The sequence below is a fragment of the Flavobacterium xizangense genome, from assembly GCF_054075145.1.
Map to the genome: position 1 here is coordinate 921,387 of NZ_JBSIPG010000001.1, position 18,596 is coordinate 939,982.

Sequence of the window (18,596 nt, forward strand, 5' to 3'; positions counted from 1 at the left end):
TTTATTATACTTATTTTTGCAGTACAAATTTGATTATAGAATTATTTAAAAATATAAAAATGAGAATTGCAGTTGTAGGTGCTACCGGAATGGTTGGCGAAGTAATGCTTAAAGTTTTAGCAGAAAGAAATTTTCCTGTTACAGAATTAATTCCTGTTGCATCAGAAAGATCAGTTGGAAAAGAAATTGACTATAAAGGAACAAAATATAAAGTTGTTGGTTTACAGACTGCTGTAGATATGAAAGCTGATATTGCAGTTTTTTCTGCTGGAGGAGATACTTCATTAGAATGGGCGCCAAAATTTGCTGCTGCCGGAACAACTGTTATCGACAACTCATCAGCATGGAGAATGGATCCGACTAAGAAATTAGTAGTTCCTGAAATCAATGCTTCAGTTTTAACTAAAGAAGATAAAATTATTGCAAACCCAAACTGCTCTACTATTCAAATGGTATTGGCATTGGCACCTTTGCATAAAAAATACAACGTTAAAAGAATTATTGTTTCTACTTACCAATCAATCACAGGAACTGGCGTAAAAGCGGTAAAACAATTAGAAAATGAATACGCTGGAATTCAAGGTGATATGGCTTACAAATATCCAATTCACAGAAATGCGATTCCACATTGCGATAGTTTCGAAGATAACGGATACACTAAAGAAGAAATGAAATTAGTTCGTGAAACTCAAAAAATTCTTGGTGACAATACTATCAGAGTTACAGCAACTGCAGTTCGTGTGCCAGTTGTTGGCGGACACAGTGAGGCTGTAAACGTTGAGTTTACAAATGATTTTGATGTAAACGAAGTTCGTGAAATTCTACACCATACTGATGGAGTAGTGGTGCAAGATAATTTAGATACTTTTACTTACCCAATGCCATTATATGCTGAAGGTAAAAATGATGTTTTTGTTGGAAGAATTCGTCGTGACGAAAGCCAGCCCAACACATTAAACATGTGGATTGTTGCCGACAACTTAAGAAAAGGAGCTGCAACAAACACGATCCAAATCGCTGAATATTTAATTAAAGCAGGTTTGGTATAAATTGAGAGATTAAATAAAATTGTTATAAAGAGAAAACCGTAATTGCAGTAATGTAATTACGGTTTTTTTGATTGTAATTTATTTTCTATTGTTTTTGCTTTATTTGCTACTGACTTTATTGTTGAGGATAATAAAACAGGTAAAAGGCATTTTAACTTGTCGGTATCGAAAGATTTATGATCAATAATTTCAATCAATTTATTTAATCCATTATTTATTGCGCTACTATTTTGAGAATTAAGCGTAACAAATAATTCGTTTTGCAAGTTTAAAAGTTCTAGATTGGTAGGTTGCATTTCATTAAATAATCTTACAAACCAATCCGTCAATGTTTTATTTAAATTACGGTTTGTAGCCAATAATGATTCTTTTAAAACTCTTCCTCTATTAAGCTTACCTTCCAAAGTAAATTGCTTAAAAACTTCTAGCCAATTTGCTTTATTATTGTCAGCGTTTTTTACCCAGATAAAAGGACTTCTATTATTAATATCGCTAGGACTTTTAAATAAGCACCAAATATGTTCTTCTAAAGTAATAGTATTTTTCAATAAATTTTCAGGCGTAAAATAATGAGAAATTTTTCCATAGCCAGAATAGGGTGTTTGTGCATCTACTTCGTAAATAAGTTGAGAAACTGCTCTTGCGATTAGGTCGGATGAAGGAACTAAAAAACCTCTTTTTGTCCATTCTATTATCTGCTCATAGGTTACGCAAAGACTATAATTGACGGGATTTTTGACAGCTGTTCGGTTTATAAAATCGGAAAACCATTCAGGGCAGTATTTTTCTAAAAGATCAATGTGAAAAAATTGAAATAATTCTATATCATAATAATTTTTTAATTTATCTGCTGTTTCTTTATCATAACAAATAAACTTGCACATCATTAGCATCATATTTTGCACAACGCTTAAATTGCCGGAATTTTCAATTTTGAACTTATACTGATAACTTTTAATTTTTTGTGTTACAACTGCACGCTGTTCTTTATCTAATTTTTTTAATAATAGATCAAGATCATTTATTTTTTCATTCTTTATAAGAACTAAAAGTTCTTTATGAATATCCATTTTGGTTAATTTTTTTATTTTTTTAACTGCTTATTTTACGAAAAATAACAAATATAAAAATCATAATTGCAGTGATGTAATTACGGTTTTTTTATTTTGATTAAAATTATTTGTTTTCAATCAAATCAAGTTCTTGAGCGCAACTTTTTTCAATTTTAAGTATATTTTTCGCTTCTGTAGCGTTATTTATATCGCTAGGCTTTAAATTTTGTGTTTTCATTTTAGTAATGATACAATCAGATAGAGCATCAATATCTTTTGTTTTCAAACCTATCTTGAGGTAGATTTTTGTTAAGTTTAATTTGATAAATACTTCGGATTTAAAATTCCAAGTATCTAATTCATAAGATTTAATATCATTATCTCTATGCCATTGCCGCAAACATTCTTTGCCAATTTCAATAGTTTCTAAGACATTTTTAGAATTTTCAGGATTAAGACCTCTTGCTTTATATTTTTCTACAATGCAGTCCGTTACGTAATCAGCGTCCTTTTCTGTTGAATATTTCCAGTTTTTCAGCACAACTTCTTTAACTTGTTCTTTAAAGTTTGCTTCAATTTCTGGTGTCCATTCATTTTTTTTACCACACGAAAAGAATGTCAAAACGATTATGGCTATGCAGAGATAATTTATAATTTTTCTCATTTTAATTTATTTTAAGCTTAGCAAAAAACCGTAATTAAATAATATAATTACGGTCTTTATATTTTATAAATAATAGAAATTATTTCTTTTTCATTAATTCTTCTCCGCATGACTTCCCAATTTTCTGAACCAAATCTCCATTTTTTGGATTTTGTAAATCTGCAGGACTAACATTTTGTGCTTTCATTTTAGTAATGGCACAATCGACAAGAAAAGTCGCGTCTTTATCGCTTACACCGCTTTTGGTAAAGGTGTTTTTTAAAATCGTTTTGTATGTTTCTTCGCTTTTTGAGTTCCAATTATTATCTGCGTTTTGATTTTGATTTTTTGAAACCCATTCTATAGTACATTCTTCTAATGTTTCAAACAGTACTGATTTATTTTCTGGTTTTTCAACATCATAAGGTTTGATATTTTTACTTTTAAATTTCTCAACAGCGCAATCAATAACATAATCTACTTGATCTTTTGATATTGTTCCGTTTCCGCTTTTTAGCATGCCTTCTTTAGCATTTTTTTTATATTCTTCTTCTGTAGAAGAGTTCCATGTGTTTTTGTCTGCGCACGAAAATAATGTCAAGGCAATAAATGCAATGCTGATGTAATTTAGAAATCTGTTCATTTTGTTTATTTTTTACTGATTAATGAAGGAATAGATTTTATGATTATAGTCCTCTAAAATTTTTGCAAAAGTATTTTGAATGAATAGTCTAAATAGCCACTAAAAGATATTAGAATGTTACTATTGGACATTTGTAGAATTGACTTAATATGATAGTTTTAAGTCTCGTTGAGGGTATTTGAGTTTTTTAGTAGAATTTTTTTTGCATTCTAGAAATTAAAGAAATGTACGGTGTGAGGAATCAATTTTATTTTAAAGCAGGATTAGAACTAGAAATAATATCTTAACTTCATAAGAAAAAAATACAAAATGAATAAAAATCTAAAGTACATTGAAGAGAATTACATAGAATTCGAAGAAATAATAAAAACATTAAATATCTCTTCAGAAAAATTGAATAATTTAATTGAAAGTCAACTTGTTCCACAACCGTCTTACGTTATAAAATCAGAAATTACAATTAGTTCTCCGTTAAACGATAGTCATAAAATTATATTTGAAAAGAAGTATTTTCATCCAAGTGTTTTAGAATTTATAAAAATGAATGCGGATAATTCGAATCCTGAAAAATTTAAATTGGAGTTCAAAGAAAACTTGTTATCAAACTTAAAAAATCATGCCTACAAAGTCTTTGCATACGGAAATGTTTTTGATGCAAATGAGAATCTAGATGATAAAAAGATTGAAAATGCATTAGAAGAAGAATGGAATTATTTCTGCAAAGGCGTCTACGGAATCTGTACTTTAAACAATAATGAAAATGACATTATAAATAAAGAAATCGCAATAAAAAGGATTTTGAATTTTATAGAAAAGAAATCAACTTCTTTGACAAACGATGAAAAAATAGAATTACAAGAACTTAATACAGAATTCAATAAATCGACGAGTTTATTTGCGCCTTATCAAAGAGAATTGAGCAGCAGAGGCAAATATTTGGATAAGTTGCTAAAGGAATTCTCTTTAGGACAATTGATTAAAAAATATGATTAATAATTATTCCATATTTCAAACCAGACAGGTTTTAAAAACCTGTCTGGTTTAACTATCACGATATATATTAGATGTAAAAAAAGCGAGAACTTTTAAATTCTCGCTTTTCTTTTATTTTTAATATTCAGGAGCCAGTTCTAATTCCAGTCCTTCTAAATCTGTAGTAATTGGTATCTGACAGCCTAAACGACTATTAGATTTAACGTAAAATGCTTCTGAAAGCATGGCTTCTTCTTCGTCTCCCATTTCAGGTAATGCAATATCATTTAGAACATAACACTGGCAAGAAGCGCACATGGCCATTCCACCACATGTTCCTTCAACAGGAAGTTCGTATGCTTTGCATAACTCCATTATATTCATTGCCATATCAGTAGGAGCCTGTAATTCATGAATAACTCCTTCTCGATCTTTAATCTTTATTAATACATCCATTTTTATTATGGGAATTTTAATGTAGGATTTTATAACGTGAAAAAATCCTGATTTATTTAACTTGTTGGTTTTATGCTAAATGCGTATTCTTTTTGTGCATTATCTTTAAGATGCATTTTTACCCCCAGCATAGTACCACCTTTTTCAAGCAGTGTTACTACTGCAATGACAGAATAATAATCTCTGTCACTTTGAAAGATCAATGTTCCTTCGTATGTAGAATTTACAACCCCTTGTTTGTCAGTTGTTACAGAGACTTTTCTTGGATGTGCAAATTCAGCTGTGCTGTAAGTTGATTTATTAGCAAATTTCGCTTTCCCTTCAGCAAAATCATATAGAAAATCGTAATTTCCAATTCTTAAACTACCTTCTTCGCTAGTAGCACTAGTGTTAAAAACGATTTGTCCTGAAAATTTAAAATCCGACCATTCTTCTGCCTCATTTACCCACGCCTTGTCAACAATCAAGGTCTGCGCCTGCTGAGCATAATTTACCGATACAAAAAACAACAATAAAAATAAAGTGTAATAGTGTTTCATAAATTTATGATTTAGGGTTATTTTACAAATTTAAGTTAAATAAGTAAAATACCTGAACTAAAACTCTTAAAACTTAATATCGTTTTTTGTTAAATTCGCAAAATTGTATTTAATTTTGAATGTTTTTGTTTGAAAATTCAACAAAAACATTCAAAAGAGCTATTATTCTTGTTAATGATTTAAAATCTAAAATTGTATAGATTTGGATTTTGCTACATAATATTCACCACAGTTTCAATTTGTGGAGCATATTTTTTAATTGTAGTTTCAACTCCTGCTTTCAAAGTCATTTGATTTACGCTGCAGCTTATGCACGCACCTTCAAGACGAACTTTTACATGCTTATCTTCGTCAATAGATACCAATGTAATATCTCCACCGTCAGATTTTAAAAATGGCCTTATTTCGTCTAAAGCCAATAAAACATTATTTGTTAACTCTTCTGTTGTCATAATATTAATGTGTCAATTAGAAAATGTGTTAATTAGAAAATTAAAAAAATTATCTAATTATCTCATTATCTCAATTATCTAATTCTTTTTCACTGCTGAACATCCTGCCATAGTTGTAATTTTAATGGCTTCTGTCGCTGGTAAGCTTTCGTTTCTGTTTACTGTTTCTTGTACAACATTTCGAGTGATTTCTTCAAAAACAGTTTCGATTACTGAAGCTGTCTGCAAAGCTGCCGGACGACCGTAATCCCCTGCTTCACGAATAGACTGTACAAGTGGAACCTCACCTAAAAATGGTACATCTAAGTCAGCAGCAAGATTTTTTGCTCCTTCTTGTCCAAAGATATAATATTTATTATTTGGTAATTCTTCTGGAGTAAAATAGGCCATGTTTTCAACAATTCCTAAAACCGGAACATTGATATTGTCCTGCATGAACATTGCAACTCCTTTTTTAGCATCAGCAAGTGCAACAGCTTGTGGTGTACTTACCACAACAGCACCTGTGATTGGAAGTGACTGCATAATTGAAAGGTGAATATCTCCTGTTCCTGGAGGCAAATCCAGCAGCATGAAATCAAGTTCTCCCCAATCAGCATCAAAAAGCATTTGGTTTAAAGCTTTTGCTGCCATTGGTCCTCTCCAAATTACAGCCTGGCTTGGTGCAGTAAAAAATCCAATAGAAAGTATTTTGATTTCATAACTTTCAACTGGTTTCATTTTTGATTTTCCGTCAACTGTAACCGAAATTGGTTTTTCGTTTTCAACGTCAAACATAATTGGCATCGAAGGTCCGTAGATATCAGCATCTAAAATTCCAACCTTGAATCCCATTTTTGCAAGTGTTACAGCAAGATTTGCAGTAACAGTTGATTTTCCTACTCCTCCTTTTCCAGAAGCAACGGCAATAATATTTTTGATTCCCGGAATAGCACGACCTTTGATTTCGACTTTTTCAGGAACTTCAACTTTAATGTTTACTTTGATTTTTGCATCGGCAGAGATCAATTCGTGAATTGTTTTTTTAACATCGTCTTCTGCTCTTTTTTTGATGTGCATTGCAGGTGTATGAAGTACTAAATCGACTACAACTTCATCGCCAAATGTAATCACGTTGGCAACAGCACCGCTTTCAACCATATTTTTTCCTTCTCCAGCTATAGTGATGGTTTCTAAAGCTTTAAGAATTTCTTTTCTATCTAATTTCATTTTTAATGTAGGTGTTTTCTAATGATGAAACTTATTTAAGTACTTTGTTTATTTAAACTTGTTTCAGACTGCAAAGATAACAGATTAAGTTCGGATTCTTACTTTTTTTGAATCGTATTTATTGATATTGAAATTATTCAAAATGATGGAGTTGTGTTTTTTTGAAAGAGATTGGGAAAAGAAGAAAATAATAAGAGACAATTTTTAGATTGAAGAGGCTAAGAATTTGATTTGAAAATAGAAAAAAGAAACCCACCAAGATTTGATTTGGTGGGTTCTTAAAAAAAAATGGTCTACAAGTTATTCGTATTTTAGATATTTCAAAACATCGATTTTAGTTACTTGATATGCTTTTGTTAAAACAATCAGCAAAGTTAAAAACAGTAATGAAACTAATGCGATTGAAAATGGCAAAGTCGAAATATTGATTCTGAATGCGTAATCTTCAAGCCATTTTTGTAATAAAATATAAGCAGGACCGATTCCGATTCCAAATCCAAGTAAACAGAATAAAACATATTGTTTAGATAATTCTTTCAACAAAATATCTGTTTCTGCGCCCAATGTTTTTCTGATTGCAATTTCTTTCAGTCTTCTCTCCATCGAAAATGATGCCAAAGCGAACAATCCGAACACAGCAATTATGATAACGACTAAATTTAGAATGAAAAACAGGTTTTTTTGTTTAATCTGTTCCTGATATGTTCTTGCAAATCCTTTGTTAACAAATTCATATTCAAAAGGATAATCAGGATTTACATTTTTAGCCCAGTATGATTTCAATTTTTCTAACGTTTCTGTTAAATTATTTGGCGATACTTTTACAAAAATATTATTGAAGTTGTTCCATCCCAAGGTTTTGATGTTTATAAAAACCATTGGCGGTACTTTGTTTTGTAGGCCAGTAATATGAAAATCTTTGACAACACCTACAATTTTAAACTTCAAATTGCCCGTATCGTCTTTAGACCAACCAGAGGTTATTATTGTGTTGATTGGTTTTTTTAAATTTAACGTTTTAGCCAGTGTTTCGTTAATCAGCATACTGCTTACAGTATCGGAAGCAAATTTTGGAGATAAATCACGTCCTTCAACAATTTTGATTTTCATCATTTCCAGAAACCCAAAATCTATTTCTGCATTTCGTGGCTGAACAAAAATTCCGTTATGCGTAAATCCAGAACTTGAATTTGTGCTTCCGCCAAAACTTCCTGCAAATGTAGTAACGTCTAAAACTCCTGGTATTTTTTTGATTTCTGGTTTGTCAACGCCATATTGCTGCGTTCTTTTTTGTCTGTCTGGTTTGTTGTACGGAATCGAAATTACTTGATCGCCGCTAAAACCAAGATCTTTGTTCATCATATAATTTACCTGCGAATTGACAATTAAAGCACCAATGATAAAAAACGCTGCGATTCCGAATTGAAAAATAAGCATTGAATTTCGAATCCAGATACCGCTTTTACTTCTAGAAAAATTCCCTTTAAGTACTTTTAAAGTCTCAAAATTTGAAATATAAATGGCTGGGAAAATACCTGCAAGAATGATTACTAATCCAAAAATCATAATAAGTTGCAGGTAAAATTCGCTCCCATTCATGGTTAAAGTCTTCTTCAAAAATGTATTATAATACGGCAACGAAAGCTCTACGATGGCAAGCGCAAACACTATGGCAAGTACAACAATTATTGCAGTTTCAAATATAAATTGAGTAATGATTTGGTTTTTGGTAGCGCCCACAATTTTGCGTACGCCAACTTCTTTAGCACGTTTGATTGCCGATGCAGTCGCTAAATTGATGTAGTTTACCAATGATAAAACCAAGATCAAAATAGATAAACCGGCCATAATGTAAAGCAGTTTTAAATTCCCTACACCTTCAGGAAAGTTTTGTCCTGCTGAACTTTTTGTTCCATGCAAACGAGACATTTGTATTTGGTCTAAAATAACTGTGATTTCGCCATTTTCTTTTACATATTGTTCTGGAGTTTGGCCATTTTCTTTGGCATCTTTTAAAGTTCGGTTTACATAATTAACGTTTTGCATTTTCTTCAAAACAGCAACCGGATCAGCACCTTTTTTGATCTTTACTAATAAACCGTAATTGAAATTTCCCCAACTGTTAATATCATTTTCACGTTTTACACCGCTAAAAACATAATTTGGCTCTATAGATGAAGGTGAAATAATTCGATAAACCGCTTTTACAGTATATGTTCCGGTATTGTATGTGATCGCTTTTCCAATAGGATCTTCGTCTTTAAAAATCAATTTTGCTTGTTCTTCAGAGAGTGCAACGCTGTTTTTTTCTTTTAAAATATTGGTTTTAGCGCCTTTTAGGATTTCGAAAGGGAAAAAATCAAAGAAATTTTCGTCGCTCACGGTAATTTTTTTCGCCATCAATTTTTGACCTTGATATTTGATGATATCCTCGTCATACCAAGTATTAAAGAAGCAGATTTTTTCAATCTCAGAAATTGTTGCTTTGCAGGTTTCACCAAACGGAATCGAGTTTGAGCCCCAAGTATCGCCCGTTGCGCCAATTTTGTTCAAGACCATATAAGCGTTTTCTTTGTTTGGATTCCATTGATCATAAGCATGTTCATTGTTCCAATACAAAATCGCAAAGATTACGCTGGCAACCCCAATGCTTAATCCTAAAACATTCAAAAACGAAAACATTTTGTTTTGCTTTAAATGATAAATAAATATTTTAAACCAGTTAGAAATCATGGTAGTGTTTTTTGTAGTTATTTAGGTTTTGTAACCCGATTAATTTTTTAAATCAAAGCCCATATTTTGCAGACGAATTCTACCAGAATTACAATTGCTGCTACGATAAATTTTACCATCTTTCTTTATTTAGCGTCCATAAAAACATCTACATTTCTCTGGTTTAATTTTTCAGAGAATATCACACCATCTTTCATATGAATAGTTCTTTGCGAGAACGAAGCATCATAATCAGAGTGGGTTACCATCAAAATTGTTGCGCCTTTTGCGTGCAAATCGGTTAAAAGTTCCATTACTTCATTACCGTTTTTACTGTCTAAGTTTCCTGTTGGCTCATCGGCAAGAATGATTTTTGGATCGTTGACCAAAGCTCTTGCAACGGCAACTCTTTGTTGCTGACCTCCAGAAAGCTGTTGCGGAAAATGTTTCAAACGATGTGAAATATTCAATTTCTCAGCAATAGCTTCAATTTTTTGTTTTCTTTCCGATGCTTTTACGTTGTTGTAGAGCAAAGGCAATTCGATATTGTCGTAAACAGAAAGTTCGTCGATCAAGTTGAAATTCTGAAAAATGAACCCGATATTTTCTTTGCGAACCTGTGCTCTTCCTTTTTCTTTAAGACCAATCATTTCTTGATCTAATAATTTATAACTTCCATCAGTAGCGCTGTCTAAAAGCCCGATGATGTTTAATAAAGTCGATTTTCCACAACCTGAAGGCCCCATGATAGTTAAAAAATCACCTTTTTTAATTTCTAAAGAAATACCGCTCAATGCTGATGTTTCTACTTCTTCTGTTCTAAAAACTTTGGTTAAATTTTGAATTGTTATCATTTTTTGTAAAGGTGTTAAATGTTGTTAATTGCGATTTTTGATTGATGATTGAAACTTTTATAATTATTAATTGTAAATGGTTAATTGTGAATTAAACTACTGTAAACTGAGACTGAAAACTGATTACTGCGACTGGATAGAAAGCTCCTCAATATCTTTATAATCTGTATATGATGAAGTGATTACAGATTCGCCTTCTTTTAATCCTTCTAGAACTTCATAGTAGGAAGGATTTTCTCTGCCTAATTTTATGTTTCTTCTTTCGGCTTTATTTCCTTTTACTACAAAAATCCATTTTCCTGCAGTTTCCTGATTAAAGCTTCCTTTCGGTAGCACTAATATTTTATTTCTTTCTGATAAAATCAGTTTTACGCCAAAACTAAGTCCGTCTTGCAAAGTGATATTTTCTTTAGATGTAAAAGCCAATTCTACTGTAAAATGTCCGCCTTTTACTTCCGGAATTACTTTAGTAACAATAACTTCAAGGTTTTTTCCTTTAAATTCTACTTGACCTTTCAAGCCTTCGCGAACTTTTTCCAAATAAAATTCATCAACATCGGCAGCCAATTTGTAACCGCGTTTTGAATCAATTTTCCCGATGCTTTGACCTGCCTGAAAATTTTGTCCTAAGACAGCTTCAAACGATGTTAATCGGCCAGATTCTGGAGCGGTGATTAAGAAGTTTTTCTTGTTGTTTCTCAAAATATCCAAACTTTTTTCCATAGTCTGAATCGAGCGGTTAATTTGTGAAATCTGAACTTGATTCGATTGTTTTTCTTTTTGAATACTCTGCTGAATCGTTCTTTTTCGTTCTTCTTGAAAACGAAGACTTTCTTTAAAAGTATTCCAGTCGTTTTTCGAAATCACGTCTTTGTCATACAATTTTGAATTCATGTCATATAATCTTTTGGCGTCGTTATAATCGTGTTCGATCAAAACCAAATCTTTATTTAAATTCAATTCCTGATTTCTGATATTCAGTTTTCCGCTGTTCAAATTATTGATTTGTTCAATAATTGCAGTTTCCTGAGTCAAGTAATTCAATTCGGTGTTTGGATTGTACAAACGTGCCAGCGATTGTCCTTTTGTAACCATTGCGCCGTTTTCAACAAAAATCTCTTTTACAGATCCTCCTTCTGTAACGTTTACAAGCATTACGTTGAGCGGCTCAACTTTGGCCTGAAAAACCACAAAATCTTCAAAAAAAGCTTTTTCAACTTTTTGGATCGAAAGCTCTTCGGCTTTTACATTTAAACTTCTTTTTGTGTTAAACGAGAAAAACACGATTGCGGCCAAAACTAAAAAAACTCCAATTGCTATTGTGAGATATCTAAATTTTCTATTTTTACGAGGAATTACCTTATCCATTTTTTAAATAATTTACTGATTACCAATAGGTAAATACTGTGCCACAAAATTTATTATTTGTAAAGCATTGATTTTAAAGAAGGTTCTGAAAACAGTCCAAAAAATGAGTGTTCGATAATGAACAGTTGACCGTTCAAAATCGAACAAAAAAAGAAAGCATGAGAAAAAAACAAGCCCAAATATTAGTTGTTGACGATCAGGAAGAAATTCTTTTTTCGGCAAAAATGATTCTCAAAAAACATTTTGAAACGATTTTTACCGAAAATAGTCCCAAAAAAATCATTACGACTTTAAGCGAAAATGAAATAAATGTGGTTTTGTTGGACATGAATTACCGAATTGGATTTGAAGATGGGCGCGAAGGAATTCATTGGCTGAAAGAAATAAAAACGCTTTCGCCAAATACAATCGTGATTTTAATGACTGCTTTTGGGAAAATTGATACTGCCGTTGAAGGAATCAAAATGGGTGCTTTTGATTATGTTTTAAAACCCTGGAACAACGAAAAATTACTCGAAACAATTGATAAGGCTGTCGCCGAAAGTCGAAAAAACAATAAAAAAACGATCATTGAAAAAGTCGAAAAAAGATATTTCACAGGAACTTCTCAAAAAATAAAACAAGCGTATTCAATTGCCGAAAAAGTAGCAAGAACTGATGCAAATGTCCTGATTTTAGGCGAAAACGGAACCGGAAAATATGTTTTTGCAGAATTTATTCATCAGAATTCAGATCGAAAAAATGAACCTTTTGTGCATGTTGACTTGGGTTCTCTGAGTGATAATTTATTCGAAAGTGAACTTTTTGGATATGCAAAAGGCGCTTTCACTGATGCAAAAACAGATACAGCAGGACGTTTTGAAAATGCTCAAAACGGAACTATTTTTCTGGACGAAATTGGGAATATTCCGCTTCATTTACAATCTAAGTTATTGCACGTTTTGCAGACAAAAACCGTGACGCGTTTGGGCGAAAGCAAAGCAAGACCTTTGAATGTCCGAATAATTTCGGCAACCAATAATGATATTAAAGCCGAGGTAAAAAATAAAATTTTCAGAGAAGATTTGCTGTACCGAATCAATACAATGGAAATCAATTTGCCGCCTTTGCGTGAGCGAAAAGAAGATATTGTTCCGATGGCAAATTTTGTTCTCGACCAGATTGCTGAAAAGTACAATCAGGATAATTGGAGTTTTGCAGATAATGTTGCGCCTTATTTAGAAAAATATCCTTGGAAAGGAAATGTTCGTGAAATGCAAAATAAGATTGAACGCGCACTAATTTTGGCCGACAACAATACAATTTCGGTTCACGATCTTGATATTTTGGATTTTGAAGAAATTCAGGAAAACGACGAAAATCCGTTGTCTGAACTGGAGAAAACCGCAATCGAAAAAGCACTTTTTAAACATCACGGAAATATCTCAAAAACTGCCGAAGAACTTGGTTTGTCTAGAGCCGCTTTGTATAGAAGAATTGAAAAATACGATTTGAAGAATTAAAGAGAAAGAAGCAAGAGCCAAGAAGCAAGATTTTTTTGCCACAGATTACAAGGATTTTTGCTTTGTCTTAATTTTTAGTTTCTCGCAGATTTTGCAGATCTAGCAAATAAAAAAAGGAAGTTTAACTTAATCCGCCAAATCTGCAGAATCTGCGAGAGAATTATATCAAAAAATCATCTTAAATCATTTTATCCCGATAGCTATCGGGAGTGGCAATAAAAAATTAAATATGAAAAACTGGAAATTTTATAACGCTTTGTTCGCAAGAGTTTTATTTGTAATGATACTCTTTTTTTTCTGCGTTTTTCTGATTTATAAAATGTTTTATTATAATGCGATTTTGGTTGGTGTTTTTGTTTTTATAATGCTGGCCGAAATGTATTTTTATGTCAAAAATCAATTGCAGTTTTATGATCGAACGTTGCTTTCGATTTTGCAAAATGACTTCACAACCAATTTTCCCGAAGAAAATAGAAAAGACAATTTTGAAAGTCTCTATCTTTTGTATGAAACTTTAAAAGTGCAACAACAAGAACAGATTTCGAAAGAATTGATTTATCGTTCACTTTTGAACAATATTGAAAGCGCCGCTTTGATTTTGGAAAAAGAAAATGATGATTGGAATATTTTTTTGATGAACGATTGTTTTTCAGATTTGTTTAAAGTGCCAAAAGTGAGTCATTGGAAATACCTTAAAAATTATCTTCCGTCGCTTTGTTTCGAAATTGAAAAAACAGATTTCAGCGAATTAAAATCGGCTATTTCAATAAAAATTGAAGAACAGGATTTGCAGACTTTTATGCTTCAGACTTCGCGAACGCAAAGTTATAATCGAGAATATTTCATCATTTTATTGGACAGTATTCAGCGCGTTATTGAGAAAAAGGAAAAAGAAGCCTGGATCAATCTAATGAAGATTATTTCGCATGAATTGATGAATTCTTTGACGCCAATTCGTGCGCTTTCGCAGAATTTACTCCACATTGTCGATCAGGAAAAATTGGAAGAAGATGATTTTGAAGACATCAAAAGCAGTATTTCGACTATAATAAATCGAAGCGATCATTTACAGGTTTTTGTTGAAAATTACCGCAAATTGGCCATGTTGCCAACACCAACAAAGCAAATGACTTCAATAAATGCGCTTTTCGAAGATTGCCTCCGTATCATGAGTCCGATTTTAAAAGCTGAAAATATTGAATTAATTAATGAAAGTCATAGTTCGCGCTCGATAATGATTGATAAAAATCAAATGGAACAAGTGATTATTAATTTGATTACCAATAGTATTCATGCATTAAAAGAAAAATCTGAAAAGAAAATGTATGTTTCGAGTTATACGGAAAACAATCGTTTTTTCATTTCAATTTCAGATAACGGAAAAGGAATTGCTCCAGAAATCCAGGATAAAGTTTTTCTTCCGTTTTTCACCACCAGAAAAGACGGTGCCGGAATTGGCTTAACGCTTTCTAAAAATATTATCGAAGCGCATGGCGGCTATTTAAGCTATCAAACTGATGAAGATAGAACAAGTTTTGTGATTTGTTTGATTTAATTTGCGTCGATCAATGCACGCGTTTTTGTCATTCCGAGGAACGAGGAATCTCCGCAAGTAGCTCGACAAAGATTGGATTCTCATTGCGGAGATTCCTCGTTCCTCGGAATGACAAGATTGTGGTTGCTTTATTATAGAAAGAAAAATTAAAATTCCACGTCAGGTTGCCAAAAGTGTCTTTCGAAATCTATAATTTGGTTGTCAACAACTTCAATGCCTTCGTTTTCTAAAAGTTGCTGCATTAAATTCGTTCCGTCAAAATGATGTTTTCCTGTCAAAAGGCCTTTTCGGTTTACGACTCTGTGCGCGGGAACATCATCCATATTATGACATGCATTCATTGCCCAGCCGACCATTCGGGCAGAACGAGCGGTTCCTAAAGCTTTTGCAATTGCGCCATAAGAAGTTACTTTTCCGTACGGAATTTGTCTTGCAACGGCATAAACTCTTTCGAAAAAATTTTCTTCAGCCATGATTTATTTTTTTGTTTCACGCAGATTTTACAGATTTAAGCAGATAAATTAAATAAAAAATCCATTTAAATCGACTACAATCTGCCGAATCTGCGTGAAATATTAGAATAAATATTTTTTATCTAAAATAGTAGTTCAAAATATTAAAAAGCGTTGCAACAGCTACTAGACCGGTAATTGTCCCGATGATAGTATTCATATTGCGCATGAAGTAGTCCGTTTTCTTTTCTATTCTTCCAAAGAAAGCAATATAACTGTATAAAATTCCAAAAGCGCCAAGGACAGAACCTAATACAAAGGTGACAATTATGGTGTTTTCGAATACAAAAAGATTGTATGAAGCCAAAGTTACGCTTACTACAACATAGTACGGAATTGGAAAGAAATTCAGTCCGGAAAGCAGCATTCCGAGAAAGAAACGGCTTTTTTTGCTGCTCTTTTTAATTTTCGTTTTTTTCTTAGCTATTGGCTCTTTGGCAATAAATAAAAAGTAAATGGTTAAGATCGCAAAAATGACAAAACCAACTTCCCGCAATAAGGTTACAACATCTGGCCGATTGTCTATGACACGAGCAAATAATACTGCAACATATGCCTGAAAAAAAATGACGAAAACAGCACCGATTACAAACCAAACGGCATTCTTTTTTCCTTCTTTCATTTTTATTTTGGCAGCGGTCATATTGAGTAATCCCGGCGGAATTGTCCCAATAGCAGCGGCAATAAAACCTGAAAGTAATGGAGTAAGATAGGTCATTCAGTTATTAAATCGGTTAGATAAAAGGTTTTAAAATTAAGGTTAGTCTTTAATTTTAAAACGAATATACGTAATTGCCTTGTTAATTTCTAAATATTGTTTTTCGTAAAATGTCTGGATAGAAGTTACAACTTCTGGGCTTCCTTCGTTTTTGTAAACGTTATGGTTGGCATACAAAACTTCGTGGCCTTCTCCGTGAAGCAACCCAAGTGTGTAGCCGTGCATGAATTCGCTGTCGGTTTTTAAATTTACGACACCGTCTTTTTTCAGGATTTTTTTGTATAATTTCAAGAACTCAGAATTGGTCATTCTGTGTTTTGTTCTTTTGTATTTGATCTGCGGATCTGGGAAAGTAATCCAGATTTCATCCACTTCATTTTCAGCAAAAATATGATTGATTAATTCTATTTGAGTTCGAACAAAAGCCACATTATGAAGACCATTTTCAACAGCCGTTTTAGCGCCTCTCCAGAAACGAGCACCTTTAATATCAATTCCGATAAAATTTTTGTTAGGATATTTTTCAGCTAATCCAACAGAGTATTCTCCTTTTCCACATCCTAATTCTAAAACTAATGGATTATCATTTTTAAAGAAATCAGAATTCCATTTTCCTTTCAAAGGCATTAAATCGCCTACAACTTCTTCTCTGGTTGGTTGAAAAACGTTTTGAAATGTTTCGTTTTCTCTGAATCTTTTAAGTTTATTTTTACTTCCCACTTTTACAAAAATTTTCCGCAAAATTAAGGAATATAAACGAATGAAATGGCGTAAGTAAGTTTAAAAGTTTTTTGCCACAGATTTTACGGATTTTGAAGATTTTTTTAATCTGTTTAATCCGTTAAATCTGTGGCCTATTTTTTAACCGTAATGTGGTTCTGTAATTGCTTTTGTTTTTGGATCAAGTGTTTCATCATGTTGTGATAAATCCAGACCAATATGTTCTGATTCTTCAGAAACTCGCAGCGGAATAATAAAGTTGGTTACCTTGAACAAGAAATAAGCTCCGAAGAAAGTAAAAATTGAAACCAAAACCAATGCCATCATATGGTGTCCGAAAACATTCCATCCGCCGTGAAGCAAACTTGCTTCTTCGCCATGAGCAAAAATAGCCGTTAAAATCATTCCCATAATTCCACCAACACCGTGGCAGGCAAAAACGTCAAGCGTATCGTCGAATTTTTTTGAGTATTTACAATTTACTGCCGTGTTAGAAACCAAAGCCGTTATGAATCCGAAGAACATACTTTCCGGAACAGAAACATATCCTGCGGCAGGCGTAATCGCAACCAAACCTACAACAGCACCAATACAGGCGCCGAGAGCAGAGACTTTTCTTCCGTTCACTCGGTCAAAGAAAATCCAGGTTAACATGGCTGCGGCAGATGAAGTTGTTGTAGTTGCAAAAGCCATAGCAGCAGTTCCGTTGGCAGCAAGAGCAGATCCAGCGTTAAAACCAAACCATCCAAACCAAAGCATTCCGGTTCCTAATAATACGAAAGGAATATTAGTTGGAATATGCTGGCTATTTTTTCTTTTTCCTAAAACAATAACTCCGGCTAAAGCTGCAAAACCAGAACTCATATGTACTACGGTTCCTCCGGCAAAATCTTTAACCCCAAAATAACTTCCTAAAATTCCAGTGGGATACCAAACGGCATGACATAAAGGAGCGTATATAAAAAGGGTAAATAAACTGATGAAAATCAAATACGATATAAATCGAACACGTTCTGCAAATGAACCTGTAATAATTGCCGGAGCAATAATGGCAAATTTCATTTGGAACAAAGCAAAAAGCATAAACGGAATCGTACTCGCTAATTTTTTATGAGGCAAAACGCCCACATAATCCATAAATGCAAAAGTGGTAGGATTTCCGAAGAAACTATAAAAATGATCGCCAGAACCAAAACCTACCGGCTCTCCGAAAGCAAGACTAAAAGCTACGACAACCCATAAAAGTGTCACAACTCCAAGACAAATAAAACTTTGAAGCATAGTCGAGATTACGTTTTTCTTGCCTACCATTCCGCCATAAAAGAACGACAGCCCAGGCGTCATGATTAAAACCAGACAAGAAGAAGTCAGCATCCAGGCAACATCGGCAGGAACAATATGATCAGTAGTGCCAAATTCAGATAACACATAACTATTTTCGGTCATTGTAGGCCAAAACGCACCCGTAATGCAAACAATGCTTATCATGATAAAGGAAATAATCCAGCGTTTTTCTATTTTCATTTTTAAAATACTTTGTTTAACCCTATTTTTTTTGGGGTCAAAGTTAAAAAAAAATAAAGATTGTTGTTTTTAGGGCTGTTAAAATAGAGGTTACGGTTTTATTTTGGCTAATTTTT

Annotated in this window: 18 protein-coding genes; 4 read left to right on the forward strand and 14 right to left on the reverse strand. The window is 32.8% G+C overall.

The annotated features are described in order from the left end of the window. Positions 1-59 precede the first annotated feature (59 nt). The gene (locus tag ACWA1B_RS03865) at positions 60-1,049 is read left to right on the forward strand and encodes an aspartate-semialdehyde dehydrogenase (protein ID WP_456904540.1); all 990 of its coding nucleotides are present in this window, start codon (positions 60-62) and stop codon (positions 1,047-1,049) included. 56 nt (positions 1,050-1,105) lie between these two features. Here ACWA1B_RS03865 and ACWA1B_RS03870 read toward each other — a convergent pair whose 3' ends face one another. The 3 genes from ACWA1B_RS03870 to ACWA1B_RS03880 form a co-directional block, all read right to left on the reverse strand. Further along, entirely contained in the window at positions 1,106-2,119 is a 1,014-nt protein-coding gene (locus tag ACWA1B_RS03870) for a DUF6493 family protein (protein WP_456904541.1), read from the reverse strand. 106 nt (positions 2,120-2,225) lie between these two features. Beyond that, positions 2,226-2,765 carry a hypothetical protein gene (locus ACWA1B_RS03875; RefSeq protein WP_456904542.1) on the reverse strand — a complete coding sequence of 180 codons (540 nt, stop codon included), beginning with the start codon at positions 2,763-2,765 and terminating at the stop codon, positions 2,226-2,228. A gap of 79 nt (positions 2,766-2,844) precedes the next feature. Then, entirely contained in the window at positions 2,845-3,387 is a 543-nt protein-coding gene (locus ACWA1B_RS03880) for a hypothetical protein (protein WP_456904543.1), read from the reverse strand. A gap of 309 nt (positions 3,388-3,696) precedes the next feature. Here ACWA1B_RS03880 and ACWA1B_RS03885 point away from each other — a divergent pair, with 309 nt between their 5' ends. Next, positions 3,697-4,380 (forward strand): DUF6058 family natural product biosynthesis protein, encoded by a 684-nt coding sequence (locus tag ACWA1B_RS03885; protein WP_456904544.1) that lies wholly within the window; start codon positions 3,697-3,699, stop codon positions 4,378-4,380. 117 nt (positions 4,381-4,497) lie between these two features. On the opposite strand, the gene ACWA1B_RS03890 is transcribed toward ACWA1B_RS03885, so the two are convergent. From ACWA1B_RS03890 to ACWA1B_RS03920, 7 genes are all read right to left on the reverse strand, one after another. Then, positions 4,498-4,815 carry a 2Fe-2S iron-sulfur cluster-binding family protein gene (locus tag ACWA1B_RS03890; RefSeq protein ID WP_035646041.1) on the reverse strand — a complete coding sequence of 106 codons (318 nt, stop codon included), beginning with the start codon at positions 4,813-4,815 and terminating at the stop codon, positions 4,498-4,500. A 56-nt stretch (positions 4,816-4,871) separates the two neighbouring features. Beyond that, positions 4,872-5,354 carry a hypothetical protein gene (locus tag ACWA1B_RS03895; protein ID WP_456904545.1) on the reverse strand — a complete coding sequence of 161 codons (483 nt, stop codon included), beginning with the start codon at positions 5,352-5,354 and terminating at the stop codon, positions 4,872-4,874. Positions 5,355-5,566: 212 nt separating this feature from the next. After that, positions 5,567-5,806, reverse strand: coding sequence for a NifU family protein (locus ACWA1B_RS03900; RefSeq protein ID WP_035646036.1), 240 nt, complete (start codon positions 5,804-5,806; stop codon positions 5,567-5,569). Positions 5,807-5,884: 78 nt separating this feature from the next. Next, the gene (locus ACWA1B_RS03905; RefSeq protein WP_456904546.1) at positions 5,885-7,015 is read right to left on the reverse strand and encodes an Mrp/NBP35 family ATP-binding protein; all 1,131 of its coding nucleotides are present in this window, start codon (positions 7,013-7,015) and stop codon (positions 5,885-5,887) included. A 300-nt stretch (positions 7,016-7,315) separates the two neighbouring features. Continuing rightward, positions 7,316-9,748 (reverse strand): ABC transporter permease, encoded by a 2,433-nt coding sequence (locus tag ACWA1B_RS03910; protein WP_456904547.1) that lies wholly within the window; start codon positions 9,746-9,748, stop codon positions 7,316-7,318. A 125-nt stretch (positions 9,749-9,873) separates the two neighbouring features. Continuing rightward, positions 9,874-10,581, reverse strand: a complete 708-nt coding sequence (locus ACWA1B_RS03915) for an ABC transporter ATP-binding protein (protein ID WP_026727034.1) — start codon at positions 10,579-10,581, stop codon at positions 9,874-9,876. Positions 10,582-10,704: 123 nt separating this feature from the next. Beyond that, positions 10,705-11,949 (reverse strand): efflux RND transporter periplasmic adaptor subunit, encoded by a 1,245-nt coding sequence (locus ACWA1B_RS03920; RefSeq protein ID WP_456904548.1) that lies wholly within the window; start codon positions 11,947-11,949, stop codon positions 10,705-10,707. Between the two features lie 158 nt (positions 11,950-12,107). On the opposite strand from ACWA1B_RS03920, the gene ACWA1B_RS03925 reads away from it, so the two are divergent. Next, a complete protein-coding gene (locus ACWA1B_RS03925) occupies positions 12,108-13,451 on the forward strand; it encodes a sigma-54-dependent transcriptional regulator (RefSeq protein ID WP_456904549.1) in 1,344 nt (447 codons plus the stop codon). A 229-nt stretch (positions 13,452-13,680) separates the two neighbouring features. Then, the gene (locus ACWA1B_RS03930; protein ID WP_456904550.1) at positions 13,681-15,006 is read left to right on the forward strand and encodes a sensor histidine kinase; all 1,326 of its coding nucleotides are present in this window, start codon (positions 13,681-13,683) and stop codon (positions 15,004-15,006) included. A 146-nt stretch (positions 15,007-15,152) separates the two neighbouring features. Here ACWA1B_RS03930 and ACWA1B_RS03935 read toward each other — a convergent pair whose 3' ends face one another. The 4 genes from ACWA1B_RS03935 to ACWA1B_RS03950 all read right to left on the reverse strand — a co-directional run bounded on the left by ACWA1B_RS03935 (position 15,153) and on the right by ACWA1B_RS03950 (position 18,480). Further along, positions 15,153-15,479, reverse strand: a complete 327-nt coding sequence (locus tag ACWA1B_RS03935) for an MGMT family protein (protein ID WP_456904551.1) — start codon at positions 15,477-15,479, stop codon at positions 15,153-15,155. Positions 15,480-15,597: 118 nt separating this feature from the next. After that, complete coding sequence (locus tag ACWA1B_RS03940) at positions 15,598-16,236, reverse strand: LysE family transporter (RefSeq protein ID WP_456904552.1); 639 nt, start codon at positions 16,234-16,236, stop codon at positions 15,598-15,600. Positions 16,237-16,278: 42 nt separating this feature from the next. Continuing rightward, positions 16,279-16,956, reverse strand: a complete 678-nt coding sequence (gene trmB / locus ACWA1B_RS03945; protein ID WP_456904858.1) for a tRNA (guanosine(46)-N7)-methyltransferase TrmB — start codon at positions 16,954-16,956, stop codon at positions 16,279-16,281. Positions 16,957-17,097: 141 nt separating this feature from the next. Further along, on the reverse strand, positions 17,098-18,480 hold the full coding sequence (locus ACWA1B_RS03950; protein ID WP_456904553.1) for an ammonium transporter: 1,383 nt from the start codon (positions 18,478-18,480) through the stop codon (positions 17,098-17,100). Positions 18,481-18,596 lie beyond the last annotated feature (116 nt).